Annotated in this window: 25 protein-coding genes and 1 pseudogene; 15 read left to right on the top strand and 11 right to left on the bottom strand. The window is 38.0% G+C overall.

Annotated features, from left to right (window positions below):
- Window position 1: 1 nt before the first annotated feature.
- The 6 genes from U736_RS0101240 (at window position 2) to U736_RS0101265 (ending at window position 2,999) form a co-directional block, all read left to right on the top strand.
- Window positions 2-685: a VUT family protein gene (locus U736_RS0101240; protein ID WP_015857047.1), complete on the top strand. Its 684-nt coding sequence runs from the start codon at window positions 2-4 to the stop codon at window positions 683-685.
- A 349-nt stretch (window positions 686-1,034) separates the two neighbouring features.
- Entirely contained in the window at window positions 1,035-1,202 is a 168-nt protein-coding gene (locus tag U736_RS13115; protein ID WP_372440006.1) for a transposase, read from the top strand.
- Between the two features lie 41 nt (window positions 1,203-1,243).
- A complete protein-coding gene (locus tag U736_RS13005; protein WP_049757454.1) occupies window positions 1,244-1,681 on the top strand; it encodes a DNA adenine methylase in 438 nt (145 codons plus the stop codon).
- Between the two features lie 35 nt (window positions 1,682-1,716).
- Window positions 1,717-2,094 (top strand): DNA adenine methylase, encoded by a 378-nt coding sequence (locus U736_RS13010; protein WP_026500176.1) that lies wholly within the window; start codon window positions 1,717-1,719, stop codon window positions 2,092-2,094.
- A 52-nt stretch (window positions 2,095-2,146) separates the two neighbouring features.
- A complete protein-coding gene (locus tag U736_RS0101260; RefSeq protein ID WP_026500177.1) occupies window positions 2,147-2,494 on the top strand; it encodes a HaeIII family restriction endonuclease in 348 nt (115 codons plus the stop codon).
- Complete coding sequence (locus tag U736_RS0101265; protein WP_162147209.1) at window positions 2,463-2,999, top strand: HaeIII family restriction endonuclease; 537 nt, start codon at window positions 2,463-2,465, stop codon at window positions 2,997-2,999. The genes U736_RS0101260 and U736_RS0101265 overlap by 32 nt, the downstream gene beginning before the upstream one ends.
- A 50-nt stretch (window positions 3,000-3,049) precedes the next feature.
- Here the strand turns inward: U736_RS0101265 and cobT are convergent, their stop codons facing one another.
- The 3 genes from cobT to U736_RS0101280 form a co-directional block, all read right to left on the bottom strand.
- Window positions 3,050-4,945 carry a cobaltochelatase subunit CobT gene (gene cobT, locus U736_RS0101270; RefSeq protein ID WP_026500179.1) on the bottom strand — a complete coding sequence of 632 codons (1,896 nt, stop codon included), beginning with the start codon at window positions 4,943-4,945 and terminating at the stop codon, window positions 3,050-3,052.
- Between the two features lie 14 nt (window positions 4,946-4,959).
- Window positions 4,960-5,940: a cobaltochelatase subunit CobS gene (gene cobS, locus U736_RS0101275; RefSeq protein ID WP_026500180.1), complete on the bottom strand. Its 981-nt coding sequence runs from the start codon at window positions 5,938-5,940 to the stop codon at window positions 4,960-4,962.
- Window positions 5,941-6,141: 201 nt separating this feature from the next.
- The gene (locus U736_RS0101280; protein WP_015857044.1) at window positions 6,142-6,762 is read right to left on the bottom strand and encodes a J domain-containing protein; all 621 of its coding nucleotides are present in this window, start codon (window positions 6,760-6,762) and stop codon (window positions 6,142-6,144) included.
- Between the two features lie 124 nt (window positions 6,763-6,886).
- On the opposite strand from U736_RS0101280, the gene U736_RS0101285 reads away from it, so the two are divergent.
- A complete protein-coding gene (locus U736_RS0101285; RefSeq protein WP_015857043.1) occupies window positions 6,887-7,159 on the top strand; it encodes a BolA family protein in 273 nt (90 codons plus the stop codon).
- A 20-nt stretch (window positions 7,160-7,179) separates the two neighbouring features.
- Here the strand turns inward: U736_RS0101285 and U736_RS0101290 are convergent, their stop codons facing one another.
- Together U736_RS0101290 and U736_RS0101295 are read right to left on the bottom strand one after the other, a co-directional pair.
- Complete coding sequence (locus U736_RS0101290) at window positions 7,180-8,148, bottom strand: tyrosine recombinase XerC (RefSeq protein WP_015857042.1); 969 nt, start codon at window positions 8,146-8,148, stop codon at window positions 7,180-7,182.
- A 3-nt stretch (window positions 8,149-8,151) separates the two neighbouring features.
- Window positions 8,152-8,973 (bottom strand): SapC family protein, encoded by an 822-nt coding sequence (locus U736_RS0101295; RefSeq protein ID WP_015857041.1) that lies wholly within the window; start codon window positions 8,971-8,973, stop codon window positions 8,152-8,154.
- A gap of 132 nt (window positions 8,974-9,105) precedes the next feature.
- On the opposite strand from U736_RS0101295, the gene rimM reads away from it, so the two are divergent.
- The 8 genes from rimM (at window position 9,106) to U736_RS12105 (ending at window position 17,094) form a co-directional block, all read left to right on the top strand.
- Window positions 9,106-9,663 (top strand): ribosome maturation factor RimM, encoded by a 558-nt coding sequence (rimM, locus tag U736_RS0101300; protein WP_015857040.1) that lies wholly within the window; start codon window positions 9,106-9,108, stop codon window positions 9,661-9,663.
- Window positions 9,664-9,946: 283 nt separating this feature from the next.
- A complete protein-coding gene (trmD, locus tag U736_RS0101305) occupies window positions 9,947-10,645 on the top strand; it encodes a tRNA (guanosine(37)-N1)-methyltransferase TrmD (protein ID WP_026500181.1) in 699 nt (232 codons plus the stop codon).
- A gap of 210 nt (window positions 10,646-10,855) precedes the next feature.
- Window positions 10,856-11,296, top strand: coding sequence for a 50S ribosomal protein L19 (gene rplS, locus U736_RS0101310; protein ID WP_015857038.1), 441 nt, complete (start codon window positions 10,856-10,858; stop codon window positions 11,294-11,296).
- Window positions 11,297-11,770: 474 nt separating this feature from the next.
- Window positions 11,771-12,172 (top strand): succinate dehydrogenase, cytochrome b556 subunit, encoded by a 402-nt coding sequence (sdhC, locus tag U736_RS0101315; RefSeq protein ID WP_026500182.1) that lies wholly within the window; start codon window positions 11,771-11,773, stop codon window positions 12,170-12,172.
- An 18-nt stretch (window positions 12,173-12,190) separates the two neighbouring features.
- Window positions 12,191-12,577 (top strand): succinate dehydrogenase, hydrophobic membrane anchor protein, encoded by a 387-nt coding sequence (sdhD, locus tag U736_RS0101320; protein ID WP_026500183.1) that lies wholly within the window; start codon window positions 12,191-12,193, stop codon window positions 12,575-12,577.
- 6 nt (window positions 12,578-12,583) lie between these two features.
- Window positions 12,584-14,428, top strand: a complete 1,845-nt coding sequence (gene sdhA / locus U736_RS0101325; RefSeq protein ID WP_026500184.1) for a succinate dehydrogenase flavoprotein subunit — start codon at window positions 12,584-12,586, stop codon at window positions 14,426-14,428.
- Window positions 14,429-14,443: 15 nt separating this feature from the next.
- Complete coding sequence (locus U736_RS0101330) at window positions 14,444-15,223, top strand: succinate dehydrogenase iron-sulfur subunit (RefSeq protein ID WP_026500185.1); 780 nt, start codon at window positions 14,444-14,446, stop codon at window positions 15,221-15,223.
- Window positions 15,224-16,866: 1,643 nt separating this feature from the next.
- Window positions 16,867-17,094 (top strand): hypothetical protein, encoded by a 228-nt coding sequence (locus U736_RS12105; protein WP_155914954.1) that lies wholly within the window; start codon window positions 16,867-16,869, stop codon window positions 17,092-17,094.
- A 1,267-nt stretch (window positions 17,095-18,361) separates the two neighbouring features.
- Here the strand turns inward: U736_RS12105 and virB11 are convergent.
- The 6 genes and pseudogenes from virB11 to U736_RS0101365 all read right to left on the bottom strand — a co-directional run.
- Window positions 18,362-19,423 carry a P-type DNA transfer ATPase VirB11 gene (gene virB11, locus U736_RS0101340; RefSeq protein WP_015857033.1) on the bottom strand — a complete coding sequence of 354 codons (1,062 nt, stop codon included), beginning with the start codon at window positions 19,421-19,423 and terminating at the stop codon, window positions 18,362-18,364.
- Complete coding sequence (virB10, locus tag U736_RS0101345; protein ID WP_015857032.1) at window positions 19,398-20,555, bottom strand: type IV secretion system protein VirB10; 1,158 nt, start codon at window positions 20,553-20,555, stop codon at window positions 19,398-19,400. The genes virB11 and virB10 overlap by 26 nt, the downstream gene beginning before the upstream one ends.
- Window positions 20,555-21,361: a P-type conjugative transfer protein VirB9 gene (gene virB9, locus U736_RS0101350; RefSeq protein ID WP_026500187.1), complete on the bottom strand. Its 807-nt coding sequence runs from the start codon at window positions 21,359-21,361 to the stop codon at window positions 20,555-20,557. Before virB9 ends, virB10 begins: the two co-directional genes overlap by 1 nt.
- Window positions 21,362-21,374: 13 nt before the next feature.
- Window positions 21,375-22,076, bottom strand: a complete 702-nt coding sequence (locus U736_RS0101355; RefSeq protein ID WP_015857030.1) for a VirB8 family type IV secretion system protein — start codon at window positions 22,074-22,076, stop codon at window positions 21,375-21,377.
- On the bottom strand, window positions 22,073-22,216 hold the full coding sequence (locus U736_RS10740) for a hypothetical protein (protein WP_015857026.1): 144 nt from the start codon (window positions 22,214-22,216) through the stop codon (window positions 22,073-22,075). The genes U736_RS0101355 and U736_RS10740 overlap by 4 nt, the downstream gene beginning before the upstream one ends.
- 242 nt (window positions 22,217-22,458) lie before the next feature.
- Window positions 22,459-22,672: pseudogene (locus U736_RS0101365) on the bottom strand (trwi protein); the annotation flags it as partial.

Here is a 22,672-nt window from a genome sequence, read left to right on the forward strand (position 1 = left end):
AATGCCCTCAAGCAGTCCTTTACGAGAACAGCAAAAGAAGAGGTACATTGTTTTTTCTATTTTAGCAATGTGCCTTGCTGTCACTGCTTCTAATATTTTTGTTCAATATCCTGTCTACTGGTTTGATTTAAATGAGCTGTTGACTTATGGGGCTTTTACCTATCCATTTGCTTTTCTGATCAATGATTTGACCAATCGTTTTTATGGTCCATCTGCTGCACGGCGTGTGGTTTACGCTGGTTTTTTTGCGGGTGTCTTTGTTTCTTGGATATTGGCGACACCACGGCTTGCACTTGCTTCTAGTTTTGCATTTTTATTTGGGCAACTCCTTGATATTGTTGTTTTTACTCCTTTGCGACGTAAAACATGGTGGAAAGCACCTTTAGCAGCAGCGTTGGTTGGTTCGGCTTTGGATACAGTGCTGTTTTTTGCTCTTGCTTTTTCTAGCTCTTTTGCTGTTCTTGATAAGATAACAGGCTATGCTGATAGTTCACTGGTGGAGAGTACTGTTTTGGGAGGGGTAGGCATGCCAGTTTGGCTCTCGCTTGCTTTTGGTGATTTTTCGGTAAAAATTGTTATGAGCCTGTTTATGTTGATTCCCTATGGAACAATTCTTAATATTGTAAAACTTCCTCTTTATCAAAGTCATTCAAAGGATGATTCTTCTTTTGTTTGTAACAAATAATGATCTTTGTCCTTTTGTTTTGCTAAAGAAGAGAAGGTTGTGCGTTATGTCTTCTGCGAACAGAATTTGAGTGGATTCAAAAAAGGGATTTTGCTTCTTTTCTCAAGTTGTATTTATCCATACATCATCTATGCTTATGATGTGTAAGGAAATAGTTTTGATTGATTCAGTATGGGATAAGAGCATCTTATCAGTATTAAAAACAGATAATAAAGCTCTTATAAAGGCCAAAAAATGTCTTGTTAAGAATAGTGATGTCTTACTTATGATTATTTGAGCTATAAGAAATTTGGTTCTTATAAAGGAAAAAACATTTCGATATACATTTGGGTAGTATATAAATAGAAAAATAAATACCAATGGTATCAAGTCCTTTTTGACAGTTTTAAAATTTGGTTATACTGGTATTTATCATTATTTTAGTAACAAATGTTTGTGCAGATATGTTAATGAATTTACAATTTGTTATAATGCGATCTCTGTAGAATTTGGCAAACGCTTCGAGTATTTATTTTAGATAATTGTAGGTTAGAAAATGTGATACTTGGAGCTGATAATATGAACAAAATGATAAATCAAAGAGATCATACAAAGGCTTTATTGGATAATTTGGTCTTAACTTCCTTGAAAAAACAGAGAGAGACTAGGGAGTTGCCTATTGTAAAATCACCTCTTCGTTATCCGGGAGGGAAAAGTCGCGCTGTTCCTATGATTATTAATAACTATATAAGGAAACAGAAAACTTTATGTTCTCCTTTTGTAGGAGGCGGTTCAATTGAATTAACCTTAGCAAAAAGAGGAACAAAGGTTTATGCTTATGATGCTTTTAAGCCGCTTGTTATTTTTTGGCAGATGCTTTTGAAAGATGCTTCAGCTCTTGCAGAAAAAGTGAGAGAATATGAAGATATGACTCCCGTAATGTTTTATAATCTCCAAAAAACTTTTGGGAATATTAAAAATCAATTAGAAATTGCTGCCGTTTTTTCTTACTCTTAATTGCTCTTTTTTTCGGAACAACACTTTCTGGCGGTATGTCTCTAGGACATCCTCGATACAATTATCATTCTATTGAACGGCTTAAAGATTTTAAGATTGAAAATTTCACGGTGGAACACAGAGATTTTACAAAAAGTACTCCTAAACACTTTAACGATTTTCTTTATTGTGATCCTCCATATCTTATTAATCAAAAACCTTATGGTCAAAAAGGCGATAAACATAATTCTTTTGATCATCAATTTCTTGCTGAACTTTTGAGAAAGCATCACAGATGGGTTTTATCTTATAATGATTGTGTGGAAGTTAGAGAACTTTATAAAGGACATACAATACTTAATCCTGAATGGATTTATGGTATGGGAAACAATAAAAAATTAAATGAACTCGTAATTTTGAGTAAGGATCTTTAGGAAATTGCATGAAACAGGTAGAAAATGGAAAAGCCTTTGAATATGCTTTGCTATGGGTTTTAAAAAAGCAACAAAGGCTTCTATAGAGTTTAACTCGTCCTTTCAAATAGCGGAGTCTTTTTATAATTTATTTAATGATACTGAAAAAAGGCTTTTAAATCTCGCTTCTATTGAAGCAGCTATTTTCTTACAGTTACATGATAAAAATATTAGAAAGATGAAAACTATTGTTCTTCAGGAAGATTTTGTTGGGATCAAAGGAGATGTCTGTGATATTATTTTAAAAGTTCCTGAAAATCACATTGGTATTTCTGCAAAACATAATCATAGCGCTATCAAACATCCTCACCTTTTTGGTAAAATAGATTTTGGTAAAGAATGGGCAGGTTACCCCGTGTAGCAGCCTTTATTTCAATGAAGTTAGACCTATTTTTGATTATTTAGCAGAGCTTAGAGATAAGAAGATGTTCTTTAGAGATATAGAGGATAAAGACAGCAGAGTTTATCTTCCAATCCTAGAAGCTTTTTCTAAAGAACTTCAAAGGCTTTGTTTAGATTATCAAGATAAATTTGTGAAGCTATTGTTTCAGTATATTATAGGTTCTTATGATTTTTATAAGATTATGATAGATACAAGATCTAAACAAAAACGGGTTATTATTCAGTCTTTTAATTTGAATGGCACTCTGGGATATGGTCGTAAATGGAAAATTCCAAGCAAAATTTTATCAGTTGCAATAAAACCAGAAAGTAAAAACAAACTCATTATAATTTTTGAAGATGGTTGGAGCATTTCTTTTAGGATTCATAATGCATCCAGTAAAGTAGAAGCTTTCTTAAAGTTCGATATTCAATTTGTGGGATTATCTTCTCAGGTTGTTAGTCATCAAATTCCGATGGTTTAATGATAGAGATAATTTTTTAAGATGTAATTGTTGGCTGTTTCAAGGCAGGTTTATTTCTTATGAATATGAGGCATTTTATCACTAAAAAGTATTTCTAATTGTTTTGTTATGGCGTCGGCAAGTTCTTCAGCATTCATAATTGTTACAGCACGCTGATAATAACGTGTGACATCATGACCAATTCCAATGGCAATGAGTTCAATGGGGGAATGTGTTTGGATTTCTTGAATCACTGCGCGTAAGTGTTTTTCTAAATAATTGCTGGAGTTGACCGATAGTGTCGAATCATCAACTGGAGCACCATCAGAAATGACCATGAGGATGCGACGTTGTTCACGCCGTGATAAAAGGCGTTGATGAGCCCAAATTAAAGCTTCTCCGTCGATATTTTCTTTTAATAATCCTTCTTGCATCATTAAACCTAAATTGCGTCGTGCGCGACGCCATGGGGTATCAGCACTTTTATAGATGATATGGCATAAATCATTAAGGCGCCCAGGATTATGGAGTTTGTTTTGGGTAAGCCATTGTTCGCGCGATTTTCCCCCTTTCCAAGTTTTAGTGGTAAAACCTAAAATTTCAACTTTGACACCACAACGTTCAAGAGTTTGTGCCAAAATATCAGCACAACTTGCGGCAACGCTAATGGGGCGTCCGCGCATTGAGCCCGAATTATCAATGAGGAGTGAAACAACCGTGTCCCGAAATTGGGTGTTGCTTTCCATTTTAAAAGAAAGGGGTTGCATGGGGTCAATAATTAGACGTGGAAGCCGTGCTGTATCAAGATATCCTTCTTCAAGGTCAAAGTTCCAGTCGCGATTTTGTTGCGCCATCAAGCGGCGCTGGAGACGGTTTGCTAAACGTCCAACGATGTTTTGAAGATGATTGATTTGCTTATCAAGATAACGGCGTAAGTGATCTAACTCGTTTTCAGAACAAAAATCTGTTGCTTCCAAAATTTCATCAAATTGATGGGTGAAGATTTTATAATTGCCAAGTCTTTCCATTTGTTCCGAATCAGAAAAAAGGTGTTTGGGTCTGCTCGGCTTTTCTTGCCAAGGTCCATTTTTTTGCTCGCCGTCAGCTTGATCATTGTTGTTTGATTGTGTCGCTTGTGTTTTTCCGTCGTCTTGCACATCACTTTCTTGTTCAGTGCTGGTTTGTTCTTCACTTTGAGCGTGTTTTTTGTTTTTACTCTCTTCTTCTGCTTGGTCTTGAGGTGCACATTCGTTTTTTAATTTTTTATTGTTTTTACTGTTAGAAGCTTTAGCTTGTTGCACTGTCATTTTGAGTGTAACAAGCATTTGGCGAACAGTCTGTGCAAAAGCTTGTTGGTTGTAAATATGATGTGGGAGCTCATTGAGTTCTGCTGCTGCTTTTTGTTCGAGTTCTTGACGCCACAATTCTAAGACAGGACCTGCTTCTTTTGGAGCTGTGCGCTTTGTTATTTTTTCACGCAATAAAAGTGCAATCGCTTCTTGGATGGGGGCTTCACTTTGGTTGCTAATTTTATGATAATGGGCTCTTTTGTATTTATCGGCGAGCATGATATCAAGATTTTTTGCAAGTCCCTCCATGGCTAAAGTGCCAATTGCTTCAACACGTGTTTGTTCGAGGGCATCAAAGACAGCACGTGCTTCTGATTCTAGTGGAGCAAATTGCATGTGAATACGGTTATCATGCCATGCTTTGCGTAGAGCCATGGAATCACCTAATCCGCGAGTAATGGTGATGTCTTTATTCGTTGCGTATTGAGGTAATTCTGGTAAACGCGCACAACTTTCGCTTAAAGATGGTCGGTTATGACTAAAGGAAACTTCAAGGTCGCTTGTGCCTGCAATTGCACGCATACAGGTGGAAAGTGCTTTTTTAAAAGCTTCAGCATTAAGAGTGTTGTTGGAAGAGTCCTTTACCGGATTTTTGTTGTCGCCAATATTGGTAGCCATGAGTGACAAATTCCTTAAGGCGAAACACCATGAATGAGTGATTCGGGAAGCTCTTGTCCAAAGGCGCGTTGATAAAATTCTGCAACAGTGGCACGTTCGAGTTCATCACATTTATTGAGAAAGGTTAATCGGAAGGCAAAGCCGACATCTTGAAAAATTGTTGTATTTTCTGCCCAAGTAATGACGGTACGTGGACTCATGACAGTTGAAAGATCTCCATTGATAAAAGATTGGCGTACCATATCAGCAACATGAACCATTTGTGAAATTGTCTTTTTTCCCTCAGCCGTTTGAAAAGATTTGACCTTTGAACAAATGATATTAACCTCTTTATCATGGGGTAAGTAATTGAGTATCGTAACAATAGACCAGCGGTCCATTTGAGCTTGATTGATCTGTTGGGTACCATGATAGAGACCGGTTGTATCACCAAGACCAATGGTGTTTGCTGTTGCAAAAAGACGAAAGGCTGGATGTGGAGAGATGACACGGCTTTGATCAAGTAAGCTTAGTTTTCCAGAAGTTTCAAGAACGCGTTGGATGACAAACATAACATCGGGACGCCCCGCGTCATATTCGTCGAAAACAAGAGCAATATTATTTTGATAAGCCCATGGCAAAATGCCTTCTTTAAATTCAGTGATTTGTAAGCCATCTTTTAAAACGATAGCATCTTTTCCTACAAGATCGATACGACTTACATGACTATCGAGATTAATGCGAAGACAAGGCCAGTTGAGACGTGCAGCAACTTGTTCAATATGCGTTGATTTCCCTGTACCGTGATAGCCAGAAACCATCACACGACGGTTAAAGGTAAAACCTGCGAGAATCGCTAAAGTTGTTTGCTGATCAAAAAGATAATCAGGATCGATATCAGGAACATGGGAACTTTTTGTGCTAAAAGCAGGGATTTCCATATCTGTTTCAATATGAAATAGATCGCGAGCACAAAGTGTAATATCGGGTAAATTTTCAACGGTAAAATTTGTCATTGTGTTTTTGGAAGGGAGGGACGCTATTTATTCATTAGAAAACGATACAAGAGTTAGAGCATTTATGCAATGCTCTATAATGAGAGCCTTAGATCTGAAGGAAGATTTTTACGTATTCTATAATGTTTTGCAAAAAAAAGATAATATCTTGCGCAAATAATGATAGTCTAAATGAAAATGGGCTCATACAAGTACATGTTTTTAGCACAAACCAGACTTTTTTAGCAAATTATAAGCATGTAAAACATCACGAAAGCGCTCTTCCGAAGCACGATTACCACCATTGGAATCAGGATGGTGCTTTTTTACCAACTCTTTATATTTCATTTTGATGTCTTCTGCTGAAGCGTTTGCCTGTAGTCCCAGTGTATCAAAAGCTTTTGCTTCTAAGGGCTTTAATTTTCGTGAGAAATTATTGCTTGAATGCCGCTCAGTAAAAAGCGTGAAGGGATCGCGTATGCGATTTTGATAGGCAGCTGTTCCAGAGCGAATCTTTGCATAATTAGCGGCTGTTTTTTTCGATGTACCATTGCTCAGATCTGTAGGCCATGTCGGACGATGTCCTGTGAGAGCATCCTTTTGAAATTTTGCGATATCTTTATTGCTAAGACCAGAGAAGTAATTAAAATTTTTATTATAGGCGCGTACGTGTTCAATACAAAAATATAAATATTGTCCTTCGTGATTTCGACCTGCTGGTGCTTTATGGGACCCTGTTTTTTCACAACCTTCCCACTGACACTGCTGCGCTTCTGGCTCAGCTTTTTGTTTTTTATTTGAGCTTATGCGAATTGAATCGAATAATTTAGATGTTATTGTCATACTATTGGTTTATGCAAAATTGATTAATTTTACAAGAATTGACTTTTGAAAAATTTGTTTTCACACTTATTTTATTATGAAAAAGGTGTATTTTTGCACGTTCATTTTGTTTGAGGAATGAAAAATGTTTATAGAAACAATAATCAAGAGAAAGCTTCAGGATGCTTTTCATCCGCAAAAGCTTGAAGTGATTAACGAAAGTCATCTTCATGAGGGGCATCCTCATAATGAACATGCTTTTGATGGTAAAGGAGAAACACATTTTCGAGTGAAAATTTTATCTTCTTCTTTTTCTAATATGACACGCGTAGAAATACATCGCGCGATTTATAAAGTTTTACAAGAAGAGTTAGCTACTTGTGTCCATGCTTTGGCACTTGAGGTTGAAACTCTTTAATTTTTTTAATGAGACGTTTTTTAGGAACGGGGATGGGCCTTTTGATAAATTTTTAACAAATGGTCTGTATCGACATGGGTATAGATTTGTGTGGTGGAAAGACTAGCGTGCCCAAGAAGTTCTTGAATTGTGCGTAAATCTCCCCCCCGTGATAAAAGATGGGTGGCAAAAGAATGACGTAGTGTGTGAGGCGTTGCAGTTTCTGGTAAACCAAGGCTTGCTCGTAAGTTGCGTACAGTTTTCTGAATAATGGCGGGTTGTAGGGGACCGCCTCGTGCCCCGCGAAATATGGGTTGGTTATTCACTAAAGGATATGGGCAACATTTGAGATAATTTTGTACAGCTTCGTAAACAACTTTGATGAGAGGAACAAGGCGTGTTTTTCCGCCTTTTCCTGTTATAAATAGACTTGTTTTTTCAGGATCAGAAAATTGTTCTGGTGTGAGGCTTAAGGCTTCTGATATTCGCATTCCACAGCCATAGAGAAGCATGAGGACAGCCGCATTACGAGCGCTAATCCAAGGTTCATTTTCTAGCTGGTTTTCTTGTTTGACTATGTGAAGTGCTGATTTGATCGCTAAAGGTTTTGGGAGTGATTTTGGGTGTTTGGGGCTTCGGATAAGTTGAGCCGCGGGAACATTGACGATTCCTTCACGTGATAGGTACTTGAAAAAAGAACGTATGCCTGCCACTCCGCGGCTTAAAGAGCGAGCACTTACATTGTTTGTACGCCGATAAGCAAGATAAGCACGCAAGTCACTGATGCGTAAATGAGCAAGATCTGTAAGGGTTGGTGTATGGCTTAAGTGTTGACAGAGAAAAGACAAAAATTGCCGCGTATCACGTTCATAGGCTTGCATTGTTTGTGCTGACATACGACGTGTTTGGACGAGACACTCTAACCAATTTTTCCTTGCGTTTAAAATTGCATGGTCTGCTGGAATGAGAGGAATATTTTCATCTTTTCTCTTGTCGTTTTTGATAGGCATTATCTAGTTGAGAGTTTCTTTCTTTTTAGATTTTTCATCGTTAGAATGACCATTCTTGTTTTGGGGTTGCTCTTCACGATTGATAAGTTGCTTTTCACCTTTGAGAGAGAGTATTTTTAAGAGATTGTGCGTTGACATCAAATGCGCAAAAATTAATCCTAAAAAGCCATTTTTATGCAGTTTGGCAAGTTGGCTTGCTGATAATTTATTTAATTTTTCTTCATCAACAACCCAAAAATGTTCCAATTGCGCTGAGAGTCCTTTATCGTTTTTCACATTGATGGATTTTTGGCTTAGAAGATCCATTTCCACAAGAGCATCAATAAACTCAGAGGTTTTCTCCATAGCGATTTTAAAACTTTCAAGAAAACGAATACGTTCTTCCATAAAAGGAGAAATAGAGCCGTCGGAATTAAAAAGTTCTGTTCCTGCAACTTCATTAAACATACCTGACTGTTGATCAAAGCAAACAGAAAGTTCTTTTTCATTGCTAATTTGTGCCAGAACAAAAGGATAGCGACGGACAAAAGCAGGGACATAAGTATTGGTTTTCCAACTTTTATCAGAAGCGATATAGTCATTTTCGTCATTAGAAAGACCGACAAGAGCCGCGGATGTGTAGTGCCGTTTTTTTTGTTCATCTTCGGCGCACATAAATAAAATAGGATAGTCTAGTGCTGCTTGAAAATATTCAGTACTTGCTAAAGGAACCCAGTGAGTATCCTTGGCAAAAGACATATCACTTGGAGGAGCAAATTTTAGATTTTTATGGGAAACTTTGTTGATTGGTGTGATATCTTTGTAAAATAGCATAATATTTGCCATAAGACTTTCTCCTTTATTAATTTGTTTTTTGTTACCAAGAAAGGTCTTTTAGAAGATTGTCTCATATGGCAACAAGATTGAATAGAAAACTATAAGATTGAAGGGTTCATTTTTGAGAGATAATATTTTCGCATGAAGTATAATAAAGAAAAGCTTAAAAATAAAGTCTATCTTGCCATTATTGGTATGCCTCATGGTATAAAAGGAGATGTTTTTGTTAAAATTCTAAGTGCTGAGCCACAGCGTTTCAAGTCCTACAGCACTCTTTATGATGATATGGGGCGTTCTTATGAAATTGTAACTCTTCGCATACAAAAAAATAAGGCGATTGTACGTTTTAAAGGGGTAGAAAATCGTAATGTTGCTGAGTCTTTAAAAGGTATTCGCCTTTATGTGATGCGTGATCAATTAATTGATGATCTGGATGAGGATGAGTTTTATCAAGTTGATTTAATAGGCTTGCGTGTTCAAGACTGTGGGGGAAAAGTCGTAGGGGAAGTGTGTGGTTTCTTTAATTTCGGGGCTGGTGATTTGCTTGAAATACGTTTGAATACGAGTAAAAGAGTTCTTATTCCCTTTAGTAAGGTGGCGGTACCAGAAATTTGTATGGATTCTGGTTTTCTTGTTGTTGATCCCATGGCAGCTGGTTTAAGTGATGGGGGAGACAATGATAAAAAGGAAATAGCTTGAATCTAAAAATAAAGATGAAGGTAAAAATAACTGATGAATTTCGTTAATAAAAAGTGGAGAGTGTGGAAATATTAAAAATGCACCTTTGAGCAGATATTGTAAGCACTTTATCTCGAGATAGTCTTGAATTTTTAGAGTCTTTTTTAGTGCAAGTATTTAGAAGGATCGTATTAAATATGGCGCAGATCAAGGAGATTTAGACTAACGCTATAACGTTAAAAATCTTGTTTGTGCTATTTTTGCTATTAAGAGTCTGTTTAAGAAAATAAGGATGAGAAATAAAATGAAATTTCAGGCGCGCGTTTTAACCCTTTATCCTGAAATGTTTCCTGGTTTTTTAGGATATTCTTTAGCAGGGCAAGCTTTAGAGCGCGGAATTTGGTCACTGGAAACGGTACAGATTAGGGATTTTGCTTTGGACAAACACCATAGCGTTGATGATACACCTGCTGGTGGGGGGGCTGGTATGGTAATGCGGGCGGATGTATTGGCGGCTGCTCTTGATTTTTGTCCACAGGATTCGCCAAGATTGTTGATGAGTCCACGTGGGCGCCCTTTTGACCAAGCTTATGCGCATAGCTTGGCTTGTGATACGGGTGTAACGTTAGTTTGTGGACGTTTTGAAGGGGTTGATGAGCGAGTCATAGAAGCACGAGAATTAGAAGAAGTCTCTATAGGTGATTATATTCTTTCAGGGGGTGAAACAGCCGCATTGGTTATCTTAGATGCTATTATACGTCTTCTGCCTGGAGTGATGGGGAATGCAGCTTCTGCGAAGAGTGAAAGTTTTGAAAATGGCTTACTGGAACATCCGCAATATACACGCCCTTCCCTTTTCGAAGGGCGGGGTATTCCGCCTGTGTTGCTCTCAGGTCATCACAAAGCGATCGCAGATTGGCGTCAAAGTCAAGCCGAATTGTTAACACGTCAACGTCGTCCTGATCTTTATGCGCGTTATGATAAAAATCATCAGAAAACTTGATTCATATGATAAGGTGGTGTATTGCATGGCTCTCTTTTTAGAGAGTTTTTTTATAAAAGGTTTTCTGTAGTTCCAAAATTAAAATGAAGGAATGGTGTATTCGCTCCTGTGTAAGGCATAGCCTAAAGAGCTCCTTATTCTTAATAAAGGCTTTTTTGGTAAGAGTTGAGCGCTCTGACTGTTCGATAAAGAACATGAAGGATAAAAGAAATGAATATTATCGCACAACTTGAAGCTGAACAATGTGCAAAAATTGAAGAAAAGCGCCAATTTCCAGCCTTTCAGCCAGGAGATACAGTCCGTGTCATGGTGCGTGTGACGGAAGGTACGCGAACGCGTGTTCAGGCTTACGAAGGTGTTTGTATTGCGCGTTCAGGCGGTGGGTTGAATGAGACCTTTACAGTACGCAAGATTTCTTATGGTGAAGGGGTGGAACGGGTGTTTCCTGTTTATTCTCCGTTGGTTGAAGGTGTTGAGCTGGTGCGCCGTGGTAAAGTGCGCCGTGCAAAACTCTATTATCTTCGTGGTTTGAGAGGTAAAGCTGCACGTATCGCTGAAAAGAGAGATTATCGGAAAAAAGCTGAAAAGGTTGTTGCGAAAGTAGAAGCAGCAGCTGTAAGCACAGATGTTGAAAAGCAAGTTGCTGAGTAGAGATTATATCGGCTAAACTTTATGCAAAAGCGGCTTTTATGCCGCTTTTTTGTGTCTTTTGTGATTCGTTTTGTCTTTTAAAAGGTTTGGAGGGGACATAAAAATGTTTAATCTATCAATTTTTGCCTCTTTTTATTCTTAATAACGGGTGAATTTAGATATCATTGCATGTATCGTGGATACTCAAAAAGATAAGTTTAATCTGAAAAAATTCCTATTTATATCTGAGAAAAGATGTTAGACCTTTGACGTGAAGATAAAATTGTATTAGATTAAGGCGAGTTTTGCGGATTATATCCGTGGAGTAATCGGTTTTTTTATGCGTGACCTTTAATCCGTTATTTGAGACAACCGACCTGTAATATTGGTATCTTGAGATGCCAAACAAGTAAAAACGAGATAATATATTTAGTCGTTTTATGCGGATTTTCTCGTTCATTGCGGTTGCAGTAAAAAACCAGGTCAGGATATTTTATGACAGAGACAACTAGGATAAAAGAGCGCCCTCGTTCCCCTCATATAAGTATTTATCGTTGGACAATTACTATGGCTATGTCCATTGCGCATCGCATTACGGGTATGGCACTTTATGTTGGAATGGTCTTTCTTGCTGTTTGGTTAATTGCTATTGCGTGTGGGGAAGAGGCGTTCAGAACGGTTCACGAGATTTATAGTTCTTGGTTTGGATTGTGTATCTTGTTTCTTTATACTTTGGCAGGGGTTCATCACATGGTTGGTGGTGTTCGCCACATTGTTTGGGATCTGAAGCCTTGCCTTTTGGCAAAAGAAAAGGCAACAGTCACTGCTTGGGCGACAGTGTTTATTTCTCTTATTGTTACTTTTGCGATTTGGATTATTGGATATACCGTTGTTTAGCTGGGGGTGAAAAGAGATATGAAAAAAGATTTTCGAACGGAACTTGGAAAAGTACGGGGGCGTGGCAGTGCACATGAAGGAACAGAGCATTTTTGGCTAGAACGTTTGACAGGGTTTGTTAATCTGCCGCTTTTGATATTTTTTATTGTTCTTATTCTTTCGCTTGTAGGCAAGGATTATAGCATTGTGCGTGCAAGACTTGCACATCCTATTGTTGCTATTTTGATGGGATTAATGACTTTTTCAGTCCTTTATCATATGAAGCTTGGTATGCAAGTGGTAATTGAAGATTATATTCCACGTGAAGGTTTCCGGATATTCTTTTTGACGTTAAATATTTCATTTTGTTTTTTCATAGGTGGTGTCATTATTTTTTCTCTTTTGAAAATTGCATTAGGGGGTTAAACAAGTATGGCGGGTACAGGATCATCTCTGGGCGCTAAAGCAGGTAACGCCCCTTATCGCACTGTAGATCATAAATTTGATGTTGTTGTTGTTGGGGCAGGTGGTGCAGGATTACGTGCAACACTTGGTATGGCGGAACAAGGATTAAAGACAGCTTGTATTACGAAGGTTTTTCCAACTCGCTCACACACGGTTGCAGCACAAGGGGGGATTGCTGCATCGCTTTCAAATATGGGACCTGACAATTGGCAGTGGCATTTATATGATACCGTGAAAGGTTCTGATTGGTTGGGCGATACCGATGCAATGGAGTATTTGGTGCGTAATGCACCTGCTGCTGTTTACGAATTAGAACATTATGGCGTTCCTTTTTCGCGGACGCAAGAAGGTAAAATTTATCAACGTCCTTTTGGTGGACATACGACACAATTTGGTGAAGGCCCACCTGTTCAGCGTACTTGTGCAGCAGCTGACCGTACAGGCCATGCCATTTTGCATACGCTTTATGGACAAAGCTTAAAGCATAATGCGCAATTTTTTATTGAATATTTTGCACTCGATCTTATCATGACGGATGGGGTTTGTACGGGGGTTGTGGCATGGGATCTCGATGATGGTACAATACATCGTTTTTCTGCCAAAATGGTTGTTCTTGCAACCGGTGGTTATGGACGGGCTTATTTTTCCGCGACATCGGCGCATACCTGTACGGGTGATGGTGGTGGAATGGTCGCACGCGCTGGATTGCCACTTCAGGATATGGAATTTGTGCAATTCCATCCTACAGGGATTTACGGTTCTGGCTGCTTAATTACAGAAGGAGCTCGTGGTGAAGGAGGCTATTTAATCAATTCTGAAGGTGAACGCTTTATGGAGCGCTATGCACCTTCCTTTAAGGATTTGGCTTCACGTGATTTGGTTTCGCGTTGTATCACACTTGAAATTCGTGAAGGACGTGGCGTTGGACCTAAGAAGGACCATATTCATTTGGTTCTCAATCATATTGATCCTGCAATCTTGCACGAACGTTTACCGGGAATTTCGGAATCAGCACGGATTTTTGCAGGTGTGGATGTAACAAAAGAGCCTATCCCCATCTTGCCAACGGTTCATTATAATATGGGTGGGATTCCTACCAATTACTATGGGGAAGTTCTCAATCCAACGGCTGATTCGCCTGATCGTATTCAACCAGGGCTGATGGCGGTAGGAGAAGCAGGATGTGCTTCTGTTCATGGAGCTAATCGCTTAGGGTCAAATTCATTAATTGATCTTGTGGTGTTTGGTCGTGCTGCTGCCATTCGCGCGGGTGAAGTTATTGATCGGAATGCAGAAATTCCACCCATCAATGAAGAAGCTGTTGATGAAATTATAGCGCGTTTTGATCGTTTACGTTTTGCGCAAGGGGCGATACCAACAGCTCTATTGCGTGAAAAAATGCAACGTACGATGCAAGAAGATGCGGCTGTATTTCGTACAGAAGATTCTTTGCAACAAGGATGTCAACGGATGAATAAAATCTGGGGGGAATTGTCTGACCTCAAAGTCACAGATCGTTCTCTGATATGGAATTCTGATTTGGTTGAAACATTAGAGCTTGAAAATCTCATGGCGAATGCAATCATGACTGTTCATTCTGCACAAGCCCGTTTAGAAAGCCGTGGCGCTCATGCTCGTGAAGATTATCCAGAGCGTGATGATAAAAACTGGCGTAAACATACGCTTTCACATTTGTCAAAAGAGGGTAAGGTGACATTATCATATCGACCTGTCCATGTGGACCCGTTAACATCTGAAGCTGATGGTGGGATCGATTTAAAGCGCATTGCACCTAAAAAACGGGTTTATTAAGGGGAGACACGAATTATGGTACAAATTAAGCTTCCCAAAAACTCTCAAGTCAAATCGGGGAAGGTTTGGTCTAAACCTGAAGGTGCGACAGAGCTGACAGAATTTCATGTTTACCGTTGGTCGCCTGATGATGAGAATAATCCTCGTCTGGATACTTATTACGTAGATCGTTCTGCTTGTGGTCCAATGATTCTTGATGGGCTTTTGTTTATTAAAAACCATATTGATCCAACTTTGACACTTCGTCGATCTTGCCGTGAGGGCATCTGTGGTTCATGTGCGATGAATATTGATGGAACCAATACATTGGCTTGTACCAAAGGGATGGACGATGTAAAACACCCCATTAAAGTCTATCCTTTGCCTTCCATGCCGGTTGTTAAAGATTTGGTTCCTGACTTGAAGCGCTTTTATGCGCAACACCGAGTCATTGAGCCTTGGTTGCAGACAGTTTCTCCTGAACCGGCAAAAGAATGGTTACAAAGTCACTCTGATCGCCAAAAAATCGATGGCCTTTATGAGTGTATTTTGTGTGCGTGTTGTCAGACTTCATGTCCAAGTTATTGGTGGAACGGTGATCGTTATTTGGGCCCCGCTGTTTTGCTTCAAGCTTATCGCTGGATTGCGGATTCACGTGATGAGATGTGTGGTGAACGTCTTGATAATTTAGAAGATCCTTTCCGCCTTTATCGTTGCCATACGATTATGAATTGTGCGCAAACTTGTCCAAAGGGATTAAATCCAGCGAAAGCGATTGCTGAAATTAAAAAACTTATGGTTGAACGCCGCCTTTGAAAATTTACTGATTGATGAAAATAAAGCGCAAGGTAGAAAATTGTATCTCCTTTTAGCAATTAAATCTCTAAAAGAAGATCGGCTGCTTATGAGGGTGCAGTAGCTATAATCATTCTAAAAGCGAAGTACTCTCTAAAAATTAAGCAATCCTTGTAGAAGCAATCCTTGCAATGGCTGAACAGAAAACTCATAGTTGAATATTACTTTGAAAATTGACAGATTAACGAACAGTAAAAAGAAAAACAGAAAATTGTACGTGTTTTTTGCGCCTATTGAGGTTTAATCTCTAAAAATTTATTGGCTTTTATGAGGCGGTTACCACAGTTATTATTGCCTTTAAAAAGTCATTAGTCTTTCGGGTAAACTATATTTTAAATAGCGTTCTATGTAAAAACAATAAAATCAATATGCCATGTGTTTTTATTTTTATTAAATTCATATCAGAATTTGAACTTTAATACAGATTCAATTAATCATTTTTTATAAAAAAGATAACTCTGTATAAACATAGCACAAAAAATAAATGCTGATACAGATATTATAACGCATGTAAATTATTCATATGAAATACAAAGGAGTGATCATTATGATAGTTCGTCATTTTACGATACGTTTATTATAGTATCGAAAACATTGCTAATATTCATGGATTTGGAATTTTTGATAACATCATTTACATATATTTAAAGGTCATATTTTTTATTTTAAAGATTGGATTGTTAATCGCATTAAAAAAAAATTTATAGTTCTCAAAAAATCGAGAACGTAAAATCCCTATCTATTGTAGAGATAGATCATACAGTTAAGGGGGAAGTAATTTAAAACTATTGTAACGTCATAGATTTAAATTCATTAAAGAGCAGATAAGACGTTTGAAAAAATAGCAAATTTATATGTTTTTATCTATAAAAATAGAGATTTCTAGGTTTAGGTCTTATTTATATTTCATTTTTTCTTGTATGTATGCTTAAGAAAGTTGTTTAAGCAGTAAAAGTGTTTTTTATTTTATTTTTCAGCATAATAAAAGATATTTCTTAACATGAAAGAGAGGTTTCCAAGAATTAACGGTATAATCAGTCATTGTTTTGGTATTTATTCTGTTGTGCCATAAAACACTATCGTATTTAGGATGTGGTAATTAAAGTGGTTAGAAGGTGAAATCTGCTAGGCGAGGGGGGCGGATTGTTTGCAGGTTAGTTGCGGTGAGAAACTTCGTCCTTTGAGGTGTGGTAGGTGGAGTCTGTTAGCTAATTACGTAAACGAGAGTGAAATCTACGTGGACAGGTTTTTAACCTAATCTCTCTTATATATTGTGATAGGAAATTCACATTAATAAGGACTACGATCGGTTACAGAAAAAAGAAATCATTGCGAAAAACAAGCGTGCTTGTTTTAAAATTTTTAATGCGTCTGATCATAAGGGCACGCGAAATTTCCTGTAGTATCACGCAGACCGTTCATATTCTTGAGCCAAGAATTGTCCATATATCCCCTTCAATCTGATCTTCACGAATTGATGTAAGAGATGGGTACGAGCATCTGTAAGAATAAGCAGACACAAAGTCAGTTGTATCATTATTGTTGCTTTGCAGAGTGTTTGATAAAAATCTAGAATATTTTTCCAATTCATTGCCGGTTTATTAATGACTTTATGGCGTTGTTTTTCTAAAAGAGCTTTTGCTGTTGCAGCTTTTACCTATCAGATGGGAGTTAAGAGTATTACGTATCTCTCTGTTGGCGTAATCTCTGAAACCGGTATACAGCCTGCTAATTTGGGGGGGAAATGTGAAGCTGTAAAGGTGCAAACCAGTTTCCATTTTTGCTATCATTTTTTAGTTCAGTTTTATGACTTTCAAAAGCGTCTAGAGTAATGTCTTTTAAATAATAGAGATTACGCATTGCCTCACGCTTTTGTTTCTCTCGTTCTTTAATAAGATCACAACCTTTATGCAAAACAGAACGCCTCAAACCAAATACACTTGGCTTGTCAATTTACGCGCTTGTTTTAAAGAAACCTTTCTTTAAGCTTCCCAAGCTCATTTCGCGACAGTGCTCGTGGATGGTATAATGGTAAAGTCCCGATGAATAATATAAAATTTATAGAGCATCTCCATCTTTACACTTCATAAAAGAGCAAGCTGGGTGCCATTAGACACTTTTCCAACTCCCAATGTTGCGACAGTTTTTGGCATTTGGGACGGTTTATAAGAGGCATTTTTAGTGCTTTTTTATACAGTTTCATTCTACACGGCTTTATTCGCTTGTAATGTGCAAGAGACATGAAATGAGAGAATCCTACGGTACTAAGATCTTTTATCCAACATGCAAAATAATGAACACTCTTTATAAATCAATGTGATGCATCTTAAGAAGTGGGATTTTAAATCTGCGCTTTTAGGAATTTTCGTTTTTTGAGGCGCAGAGAAGAGAGCAGGAATATTCAGAGTAGAGCTTACCTTGTATAATCTATGGATATCGTCTTTAGGATGGGGACATAAGACACGTGATATGGTTAGCAAAGCTTGCTTAAGAGAAATTTGGTTGTTTACGAACAGTCGGAGGTTAAGAATCTTTCTTCGTCCGAAGAAGACGTTGATATGCCACTATACTTTTTATTACTAAATAGAATGTGGTTTATAGATGCTAAATCGAAATGATAGTTTATTTCGTATGAGGTTTTCCGTATCTGGAGATTGTTTGGTTAAAAAACACATTTATTAATCACTTGAAAATAGTACTTAGAATTTTAAACGATAAGTTTTGGTCTTGATGACGATAATTATTTGTGATGATCGAAAGTACCCATTTTACGAAGCTTTCATTGATAGGCGATTCAAAATTTATTCTTTTCTTTTGTTGAAATATTTATTTTATAGCTATTTTTTTTTGCATCAAACATACCTTTATCAAAAGATAAATGGAAAAAATGATTAAAGGTAAGAAAATAGAGAGAGCCTTATGTATAATTTGGTTTTCTCGTAAAGTTTTTGTCTATTAACTTTTTTCTTCTTTTATTCATGAAGAGTGTAGAAAATGCATTGGAGAAGCAAAGAGAATAGGAAAAGTTAAAAGATAGCCGTAACAATTAGTTACGGCTATTTTTTGTTTGCATCATATTACCGAGAGAGGAAGCTCCCCTTAAGCAATTTTTGATTTAGCAAAAATCGGGTCGTAAAAGACTTCAGAGAGTTTTCTATCTCTAAAGAACAACACTACGTCAACTGTTGTATAGAGAACGATTTTTATCATTTCTAACTCGAGTTGCCGGCCAACTTCTGATCTTTTAATCAAGGTGGCACATCGTTCAAATGTCTGCAAAGCGCTGTTGGCATGCGTTGTTGTAATCGATCCGGGATGACCAGTGTTGAGTGAATTGAGATATTCCCATGCTTCATTACCTCGCAATTCAGCGAGAAAAATTCGGTCGGGCGACTGACGCATACACGCATCTAGGCATTCTTCAGCTGAAACACGGCCTACATTGTTACCATAAATCATATGTACATGATTGGGATGATTGGGTAGAAAAAGCTCATGAACATCTTCAATTGTGATGATACGCTCCTCTACAGGGACCTTTTCAATTAAAGAGCGAGCAAATGTTGTTTTACCAGATCCTGTCTTGCCTGCAATAATAATGTTGCGTTTGTGAAAGACACATTCTTGTAAAAATTCAAGAATTTTCCCATCACGTTTATGTTGCAAAAGTTGAACTTCAAATGGCTCCAACCGTGTGAAGTCCTGCTTCGATAACAAGTTATTTGCTTCTTTTTGCGAAGGTTTGTTAAAACTTACGTCGGAGAAATCATCAAATGCACCTTCTTCTTTGAGTTCTTCTAACGTCTTAACTATAAGAGAATGTTTACGAATTACAAAAGAAAGAGCACCATCAACGACAGCTGGCGTTTGTATAATTGTACCACGTTGTCCACCAGGCAATAGCACATAATTAATACTTTTGGGAGCCATACCGTTATAAACGATAATAGCTGTAATGAGCGTTTGCAAAAAAGTGGTTGTTAACTCTGGTACGTCATGTACTTGCCAACCCTTAAAGCTTTTCGTCCATACTTCACAGGGGCGGCAAATCGATAATTCAGTGATCGAGGGATCTTCTAAGAAACAATCAAGCGGTTGTAGAAGCTGAAAAACTGCTTGATCTTTCTGTATCGGGTTAACGTGTGACAAGACTGTAGACATCGCTGAAATCCAGATCACGAGCAACAAAAATATTTACTCGTTCGCCTTGGTTTTTGTAAAGTGTTGGTGTGATATTGATGGAGTTTTGAAGAACATCGATCGCTATAGATTCAGCATTCTGAGCACCTTTATTTTGTGAGTTCTCTTTATTTTCTTTACTGATTTTACTAACTTTTCCTTTTACCCATTCTCCTAAATCACCGATAATGCTTACCATAATTGCACTACCAAATCTCTCCCAAAAGCGTCTGTCAACCCAGCCACCAATACCCGCTTCACCCAAAGGACCTGTGCCAGGTGAGTCAAGATTGACAACAACACCAGAAGGCGTTTCGATGCGTGACCATTGCACAAACACACGCGTTTGTCCTTGTTGTATGCCACTTTGGTAAAAACCAACGACTTTAGAACCACGGTCAAGCAAAACAACACGACCACTTGTGGAATAAATATCGCGTGTTAAATGACATGTCGTCATTCCGGGTTGTGATGTAATGATCTTTGTTTCTAGCGTGCAATCTATTTGCGTTCCTTGCGTAATCAAAAAGTCACGGTTACGAAGTTGCACCGCATGTGATTGACCTAAACGCACGGGCTGAAGGTTATCAAATAATACGCCACTACCTCTATCTTTATTCGATGCTTTATTATTTGTATCTGTAGATCCTTCGCTACCACCGTTGTTAAGGCTAGAACTGAGCATACGTTTGCGTGCTAATTCTTCAGAATCTTGGAGCATGTGTGGAGGAATGGCTGTTTGAAGAAGCTTACTCAAGGCCGGTGGAATATCTAGGTTTGAATCTTCTATTTGTGCTGGTTTTTCTGCTTCTTCTACAGTCTTTGGCTCTTCTATAATCCGAGGGACGTAGTTTGGTATAATTTGCTGTACTATTTGTTGTGGGTTTTCTTCCTCAACTTCCACGGTATTACGCATTTTAAAAGCTTTCCAAGTCAAGGCAATCGGTATCGTTACTATGACAATAAGTCCTACCACTAACAATGCACGGGTACCTGGAATTGTCGGACGACGTTCAGAACCTAATTCCGACCCTCCATAAGTACCTTCAATATGTTTTTGCTCGACGTTGTCCAGTTTTGTACCTTTTCCCTCTCCTTCCTTATTGTCAAACATCATTTTCCTCCTTTATTGATACGATAAACCACCGAAGATACTGTCCCTGTTGTGTTTGGTACGCCATTGGGGTCATAGGCTTCATTAAAAACAGCTAGAGCGCGTTTACCAAGCCGTATGAGCCATTTAGGATTGACCTTATGAACGGCGATAATATCATTAGAACTGCCGATAACGGTGCGTGGTATTAAGCTTTCATTGCCTTCAGCATCTACGACATAAATCGATGGCATATCCATGTTAGCGGGAAATTTGAAGTAAGTAATACGCCCATTGTCCCAAGCATTTATCGGAGCAATATCTTGGTGACCGCTCATAGTATAACTCAGATTATAGCCTTTGACGCTTTGGTGAAAACCATGTTCAATCGCAAGGCGTCGGTTGTTTTCTTCTGACTTTTCATCATTTGAATCGGGATAATGGAAAGCTAATTCATATGTTGATCCTGCACGGTCATTTCGAAATTGTAGTCGGAATTTGTAACTCCGTTTGTCAGTTACAACGATGAGATTGGTATTGGCAAGTTCTGCTTTTGGTTTAATAAAAATATGCCGCCCTTTATGAGCAAAGGCATAGGCTTCTGAATCGCCAAAGGCATGAGTGATATACTGTTCACCTTCTTCAAGAATAATATGTGTTGCTACACCAAGAACTGTTTCAATTTGAACCACATCGGCTTCGTTATATGTTATATAGCGAATGCGGTGATCATATTGTGAATTTGATGGACTTTTGAGCGCCTGCACAGGTACCGTATAAAGAGAAGAAAACGAAGACAATAGAACAACGAACGCAAGTTTTTTCATAACAATCAATTCCTTAATCATTTAACAGTATTTCTGGGTCAGAACGGTAACTTGTTATTTGAAAACCAAGGGGGTTAAGCAATCGATCAGATGATTTCATGGGTGCACCGACATAGGTGTAACCAATTGTTGCAATCTGGTGCTGTTTTGGTCCGGTAGTAGCACCGCTGCTGTCAAGTTGCTGAGTCGTAAAACGTACAGTTGCTTGACCGAGTCCATTAAGCTGGATTGATCGTACTTTGACTGTGATACGTGCTTTATTGGAAAGCACTTTGTCCCGTGCATTTTCTCCATCATAGATTTTATAATATTCTTGTTGAACAGATGCCGCACTTAAAAGTGCTGTTGTGTCATAGTTCAGTTGAATGGTATCGTAGTCGTAATTTTCGCGGTTAAGCACATATTGGTTTAGCCAATATCTATCTACAACTTCACCATAGCTGGTCTCGTGTTCACGCATGACTGAGATAACATCAACTGCACCCGTCGTATTATCAACGCGCAATACTAAGGGAGTTGGAGCTGGTTGAGAAAACCCAACGACTCCACATATCATACCGAATAAGCCAAAAAGACCAACAGTACTCGCTACACGCCATGCCGTTCTGCGCGATCTTATAAATTCATTAATAAGATCACGTTCTAAGCCACGGCTTTCTTCATAATAACTGCTAAGTTGTTCGGCTTTCACTGGTTTTACTTGTTTTGTTTTCATCTGTCTCCTCGCTTAATTTCGGCAGGGATTGTTTTATTAATAGGCACACGGTTCCTATCATTGGGCTGTTTTAGCTTTGGTGCTAATGCACAAGCCGATAAAAGGTTTGCAATCAAAATTACAAGAATGATATTTTTCATTTTAATATGACTCTTTTTACTGTTATATGCATCTTGATATTTATTGTCATTATTATAATTTTGATACTAAAGTAAAGTGTATAGTTTGCGATAATTGATCTTTTCTTAATTTCATTTTTTAATTTATGAAAATAGCTCAATTTCAGTGCGAATATTTTTTACTTTAGGAGTGGATATCCTCGTTATTTTGTCATATGGATATTAGGGGGGGCTGTTACGGGAAGCATTGCTTTTTATCTCATCTAATTTCTATGTCTCCATAGATGTCCAAATGTAATTCCTTTTGCGAGAGAATTGGCAATGCTTGATAGTTTGAGTAACAGCATAATGGATATAATGGACAAGACGATAGCTCCCCCAAACATGGCGCTTATATTCTGGTCGTAGTCGAGTTTCATATCGCTCAAATAGTTTGCAAAGATATTCATCATCAGATTAAATACAGTCGCTAAGAGT

The sequence above is a fragment of the Bartonella grahamii ATCC 700132 genome (genome assembly GCF_000518085.1).
In the GTDB taxonomy this organism is placed as follows: Bacteria; Pseudomonadota; Alphaproteobacteria; order Rhizobiales; family Rhizobiaceae; genus Bartonella; species Bartonella grahamii.

What these genes read in the sequence shown, in the direction of transcription:
- U736_RS0101240 (WP_015857047.1), top strand. Translation starts at nt 2, where the DNA reads ATGCCCTCAAGCAGTCCTTTACGAGAACAGCAAAAGAAGAGGTACATT.
- U736_RS13005 (WP_049757454.1), top strand. Translation starts at nt 1,244, where the DNA reads ATGAACAAAATGATAAATCAAAGAGATCATACAAAGGCTTTATTGGAT.
- U736_RS13010 (WP_026500176.1), top strand. Translation starts at nt 1,717, where the DNA reads ATGTCTCTAGGACATCCTCGATACAATTATCATTCTATTGAACGGCTT.
- U736_RS0101260 (WP_026500177.1), top strand. Translation starts at nt 2,147, where the DNA reads ATGGGTTTTAAAAAAGCAACAAAGGCTTCTATAGAGTTTAACTCGTCC.
- cobT (WP_026500179.1), bottom strand. Translation starts at nt 4,945, where the DNA reads ATGGCTACCAATATTGGCGACAACAAAAATCCGGTAAAGGACTCTTCC.
- cobS (WP_026500180.1), bottom strand. Translation starts at nt 5,940, where the DNA reads ATGACAAATTTTACCGTTGAAAATTTACCCGATATTACACTTTGTGCT.
- U736_RS0101280 (WP_015857044.1), bottom strand. Translation starts at nt 6,762, where the DNA reads ATGACAATAACATCTAAATTATTCGATTCAATTCGCATAAGCTCAAAT.
- U736_RS0101285 (WP_015857043.1), top strand. Translation starts at nt 6,887, where the DNA reads ATGTTTATAGAAACAATAATCAAGAGAAAGCTTCAGGATGCTTTTCAT.
- U736_RS0101290 (WP_015857042.1), bottom strand. Translation starts at nt 8,148, where the DNA reads ATGCCTATCAAAAACGACAAGAGAAAAGATGAAAATATTCCTCTCATT.
- U736_RS0101295 (WP_015857041.1), bottom strand. Translation starts at nt 8,973, where the DNA reads ATGGCAAATATTATGCTATTTTACAAAGATATCACACCAATCAACAAA.
- rimM (WP_015857040.1), top strand. Translation starts at nt 9,106, where the DNA reads ATGAAGTATAATAAAGAAAAGCTTAAAAATAAAGTCTATCTTGCCATT.
- trmD (WP_026500181.1), top strand. Translation starts at nt 9,947, where the DNA reads ATGAAATTTCAGGCGCGCGTTTTAACCCTTTATCCTGAAATGTTTCCT.
- rplS (WP_015857038.1), top strand. Translation starts at nt 10,856, where the DNA reads ATGAATATTATCGCACAACTTGAAGCTGAACAATGTGCAAAAATTGAA.
- sdhC (WP_026500182.1), top strand. Translation starts at nt 11,771, where the DNA reads ATGACAGAGACAACTAGGATAAAAGAGCGCCCTCGTTCCCCTCATATA.
- sdhD (WP_026500183.1), top strand. Translation starts at nt 12,191, where the DNA reads ATGAAAAAAGATTTTCGAACGGAACTTGGAAAAGTACGGGGGCGTGGC.
- sdhA (WP_026500184.1), top strand. Translation starts at nt 12,584, where the DNA reads ATGGCGGGTACAGGATCATCTCTGGGCGCTAAAGCAGGTAACGCCCCT.
- U736_RS0101330 (WP_026500185.1), top strand. Translation starts at nt 14,444, where the DNA reads ATGGTACAAATTAAGCTTCCCAAAAACTCTCAAGTCAAATCGGGGAAG.
- U736_RS12105 (WP_155914954.1), top strand. Translation starts at nt 16,867, where the DNA reads ATGACTTTATGGCGTTGTTTTTCTAAAAGAGCTTTTGCTGTTGCAGCT.
- virB11 (WP_015857033.1), bottom strand. Translation starts at nt 19,423, where the DNA reads ATGTCTACAGTCTTGTCACACGTTAACCCGATACAGAAAGATCAAGCA.
- virB10 (WP_015857032.1), bottom strand. Translation starts at nt 20,555, where the DNA reads ATGTTTGACAATAAGGAAGGAGAGGGAAAAGGTACAAAACTGGACAAC.
- virB9 (WP_026500187.1), bottom strand. Translation starts at nt 21,361, where the DNA reads ATGAAAAAACTTGCGTTCGTTGTTCTATTGTCTTCGTTTTCTTCTCTT.
- U736_RS0101355 (WP_015857030.1), bottom strand. Translation starts at nt 22,076, where the DNA reads ATGAAAACAAAACAAGTAAAACCAGTGAAAGCCGAACAACTTAGCAGT.
- U736_RS10740 (WP_015857026.1), bottom strand. Translation starts at nt 22,216, where the DNA reads ATGAAAAATATCATTCTTGTAATTTTGATTGCAAACCTTTTATCGGCT.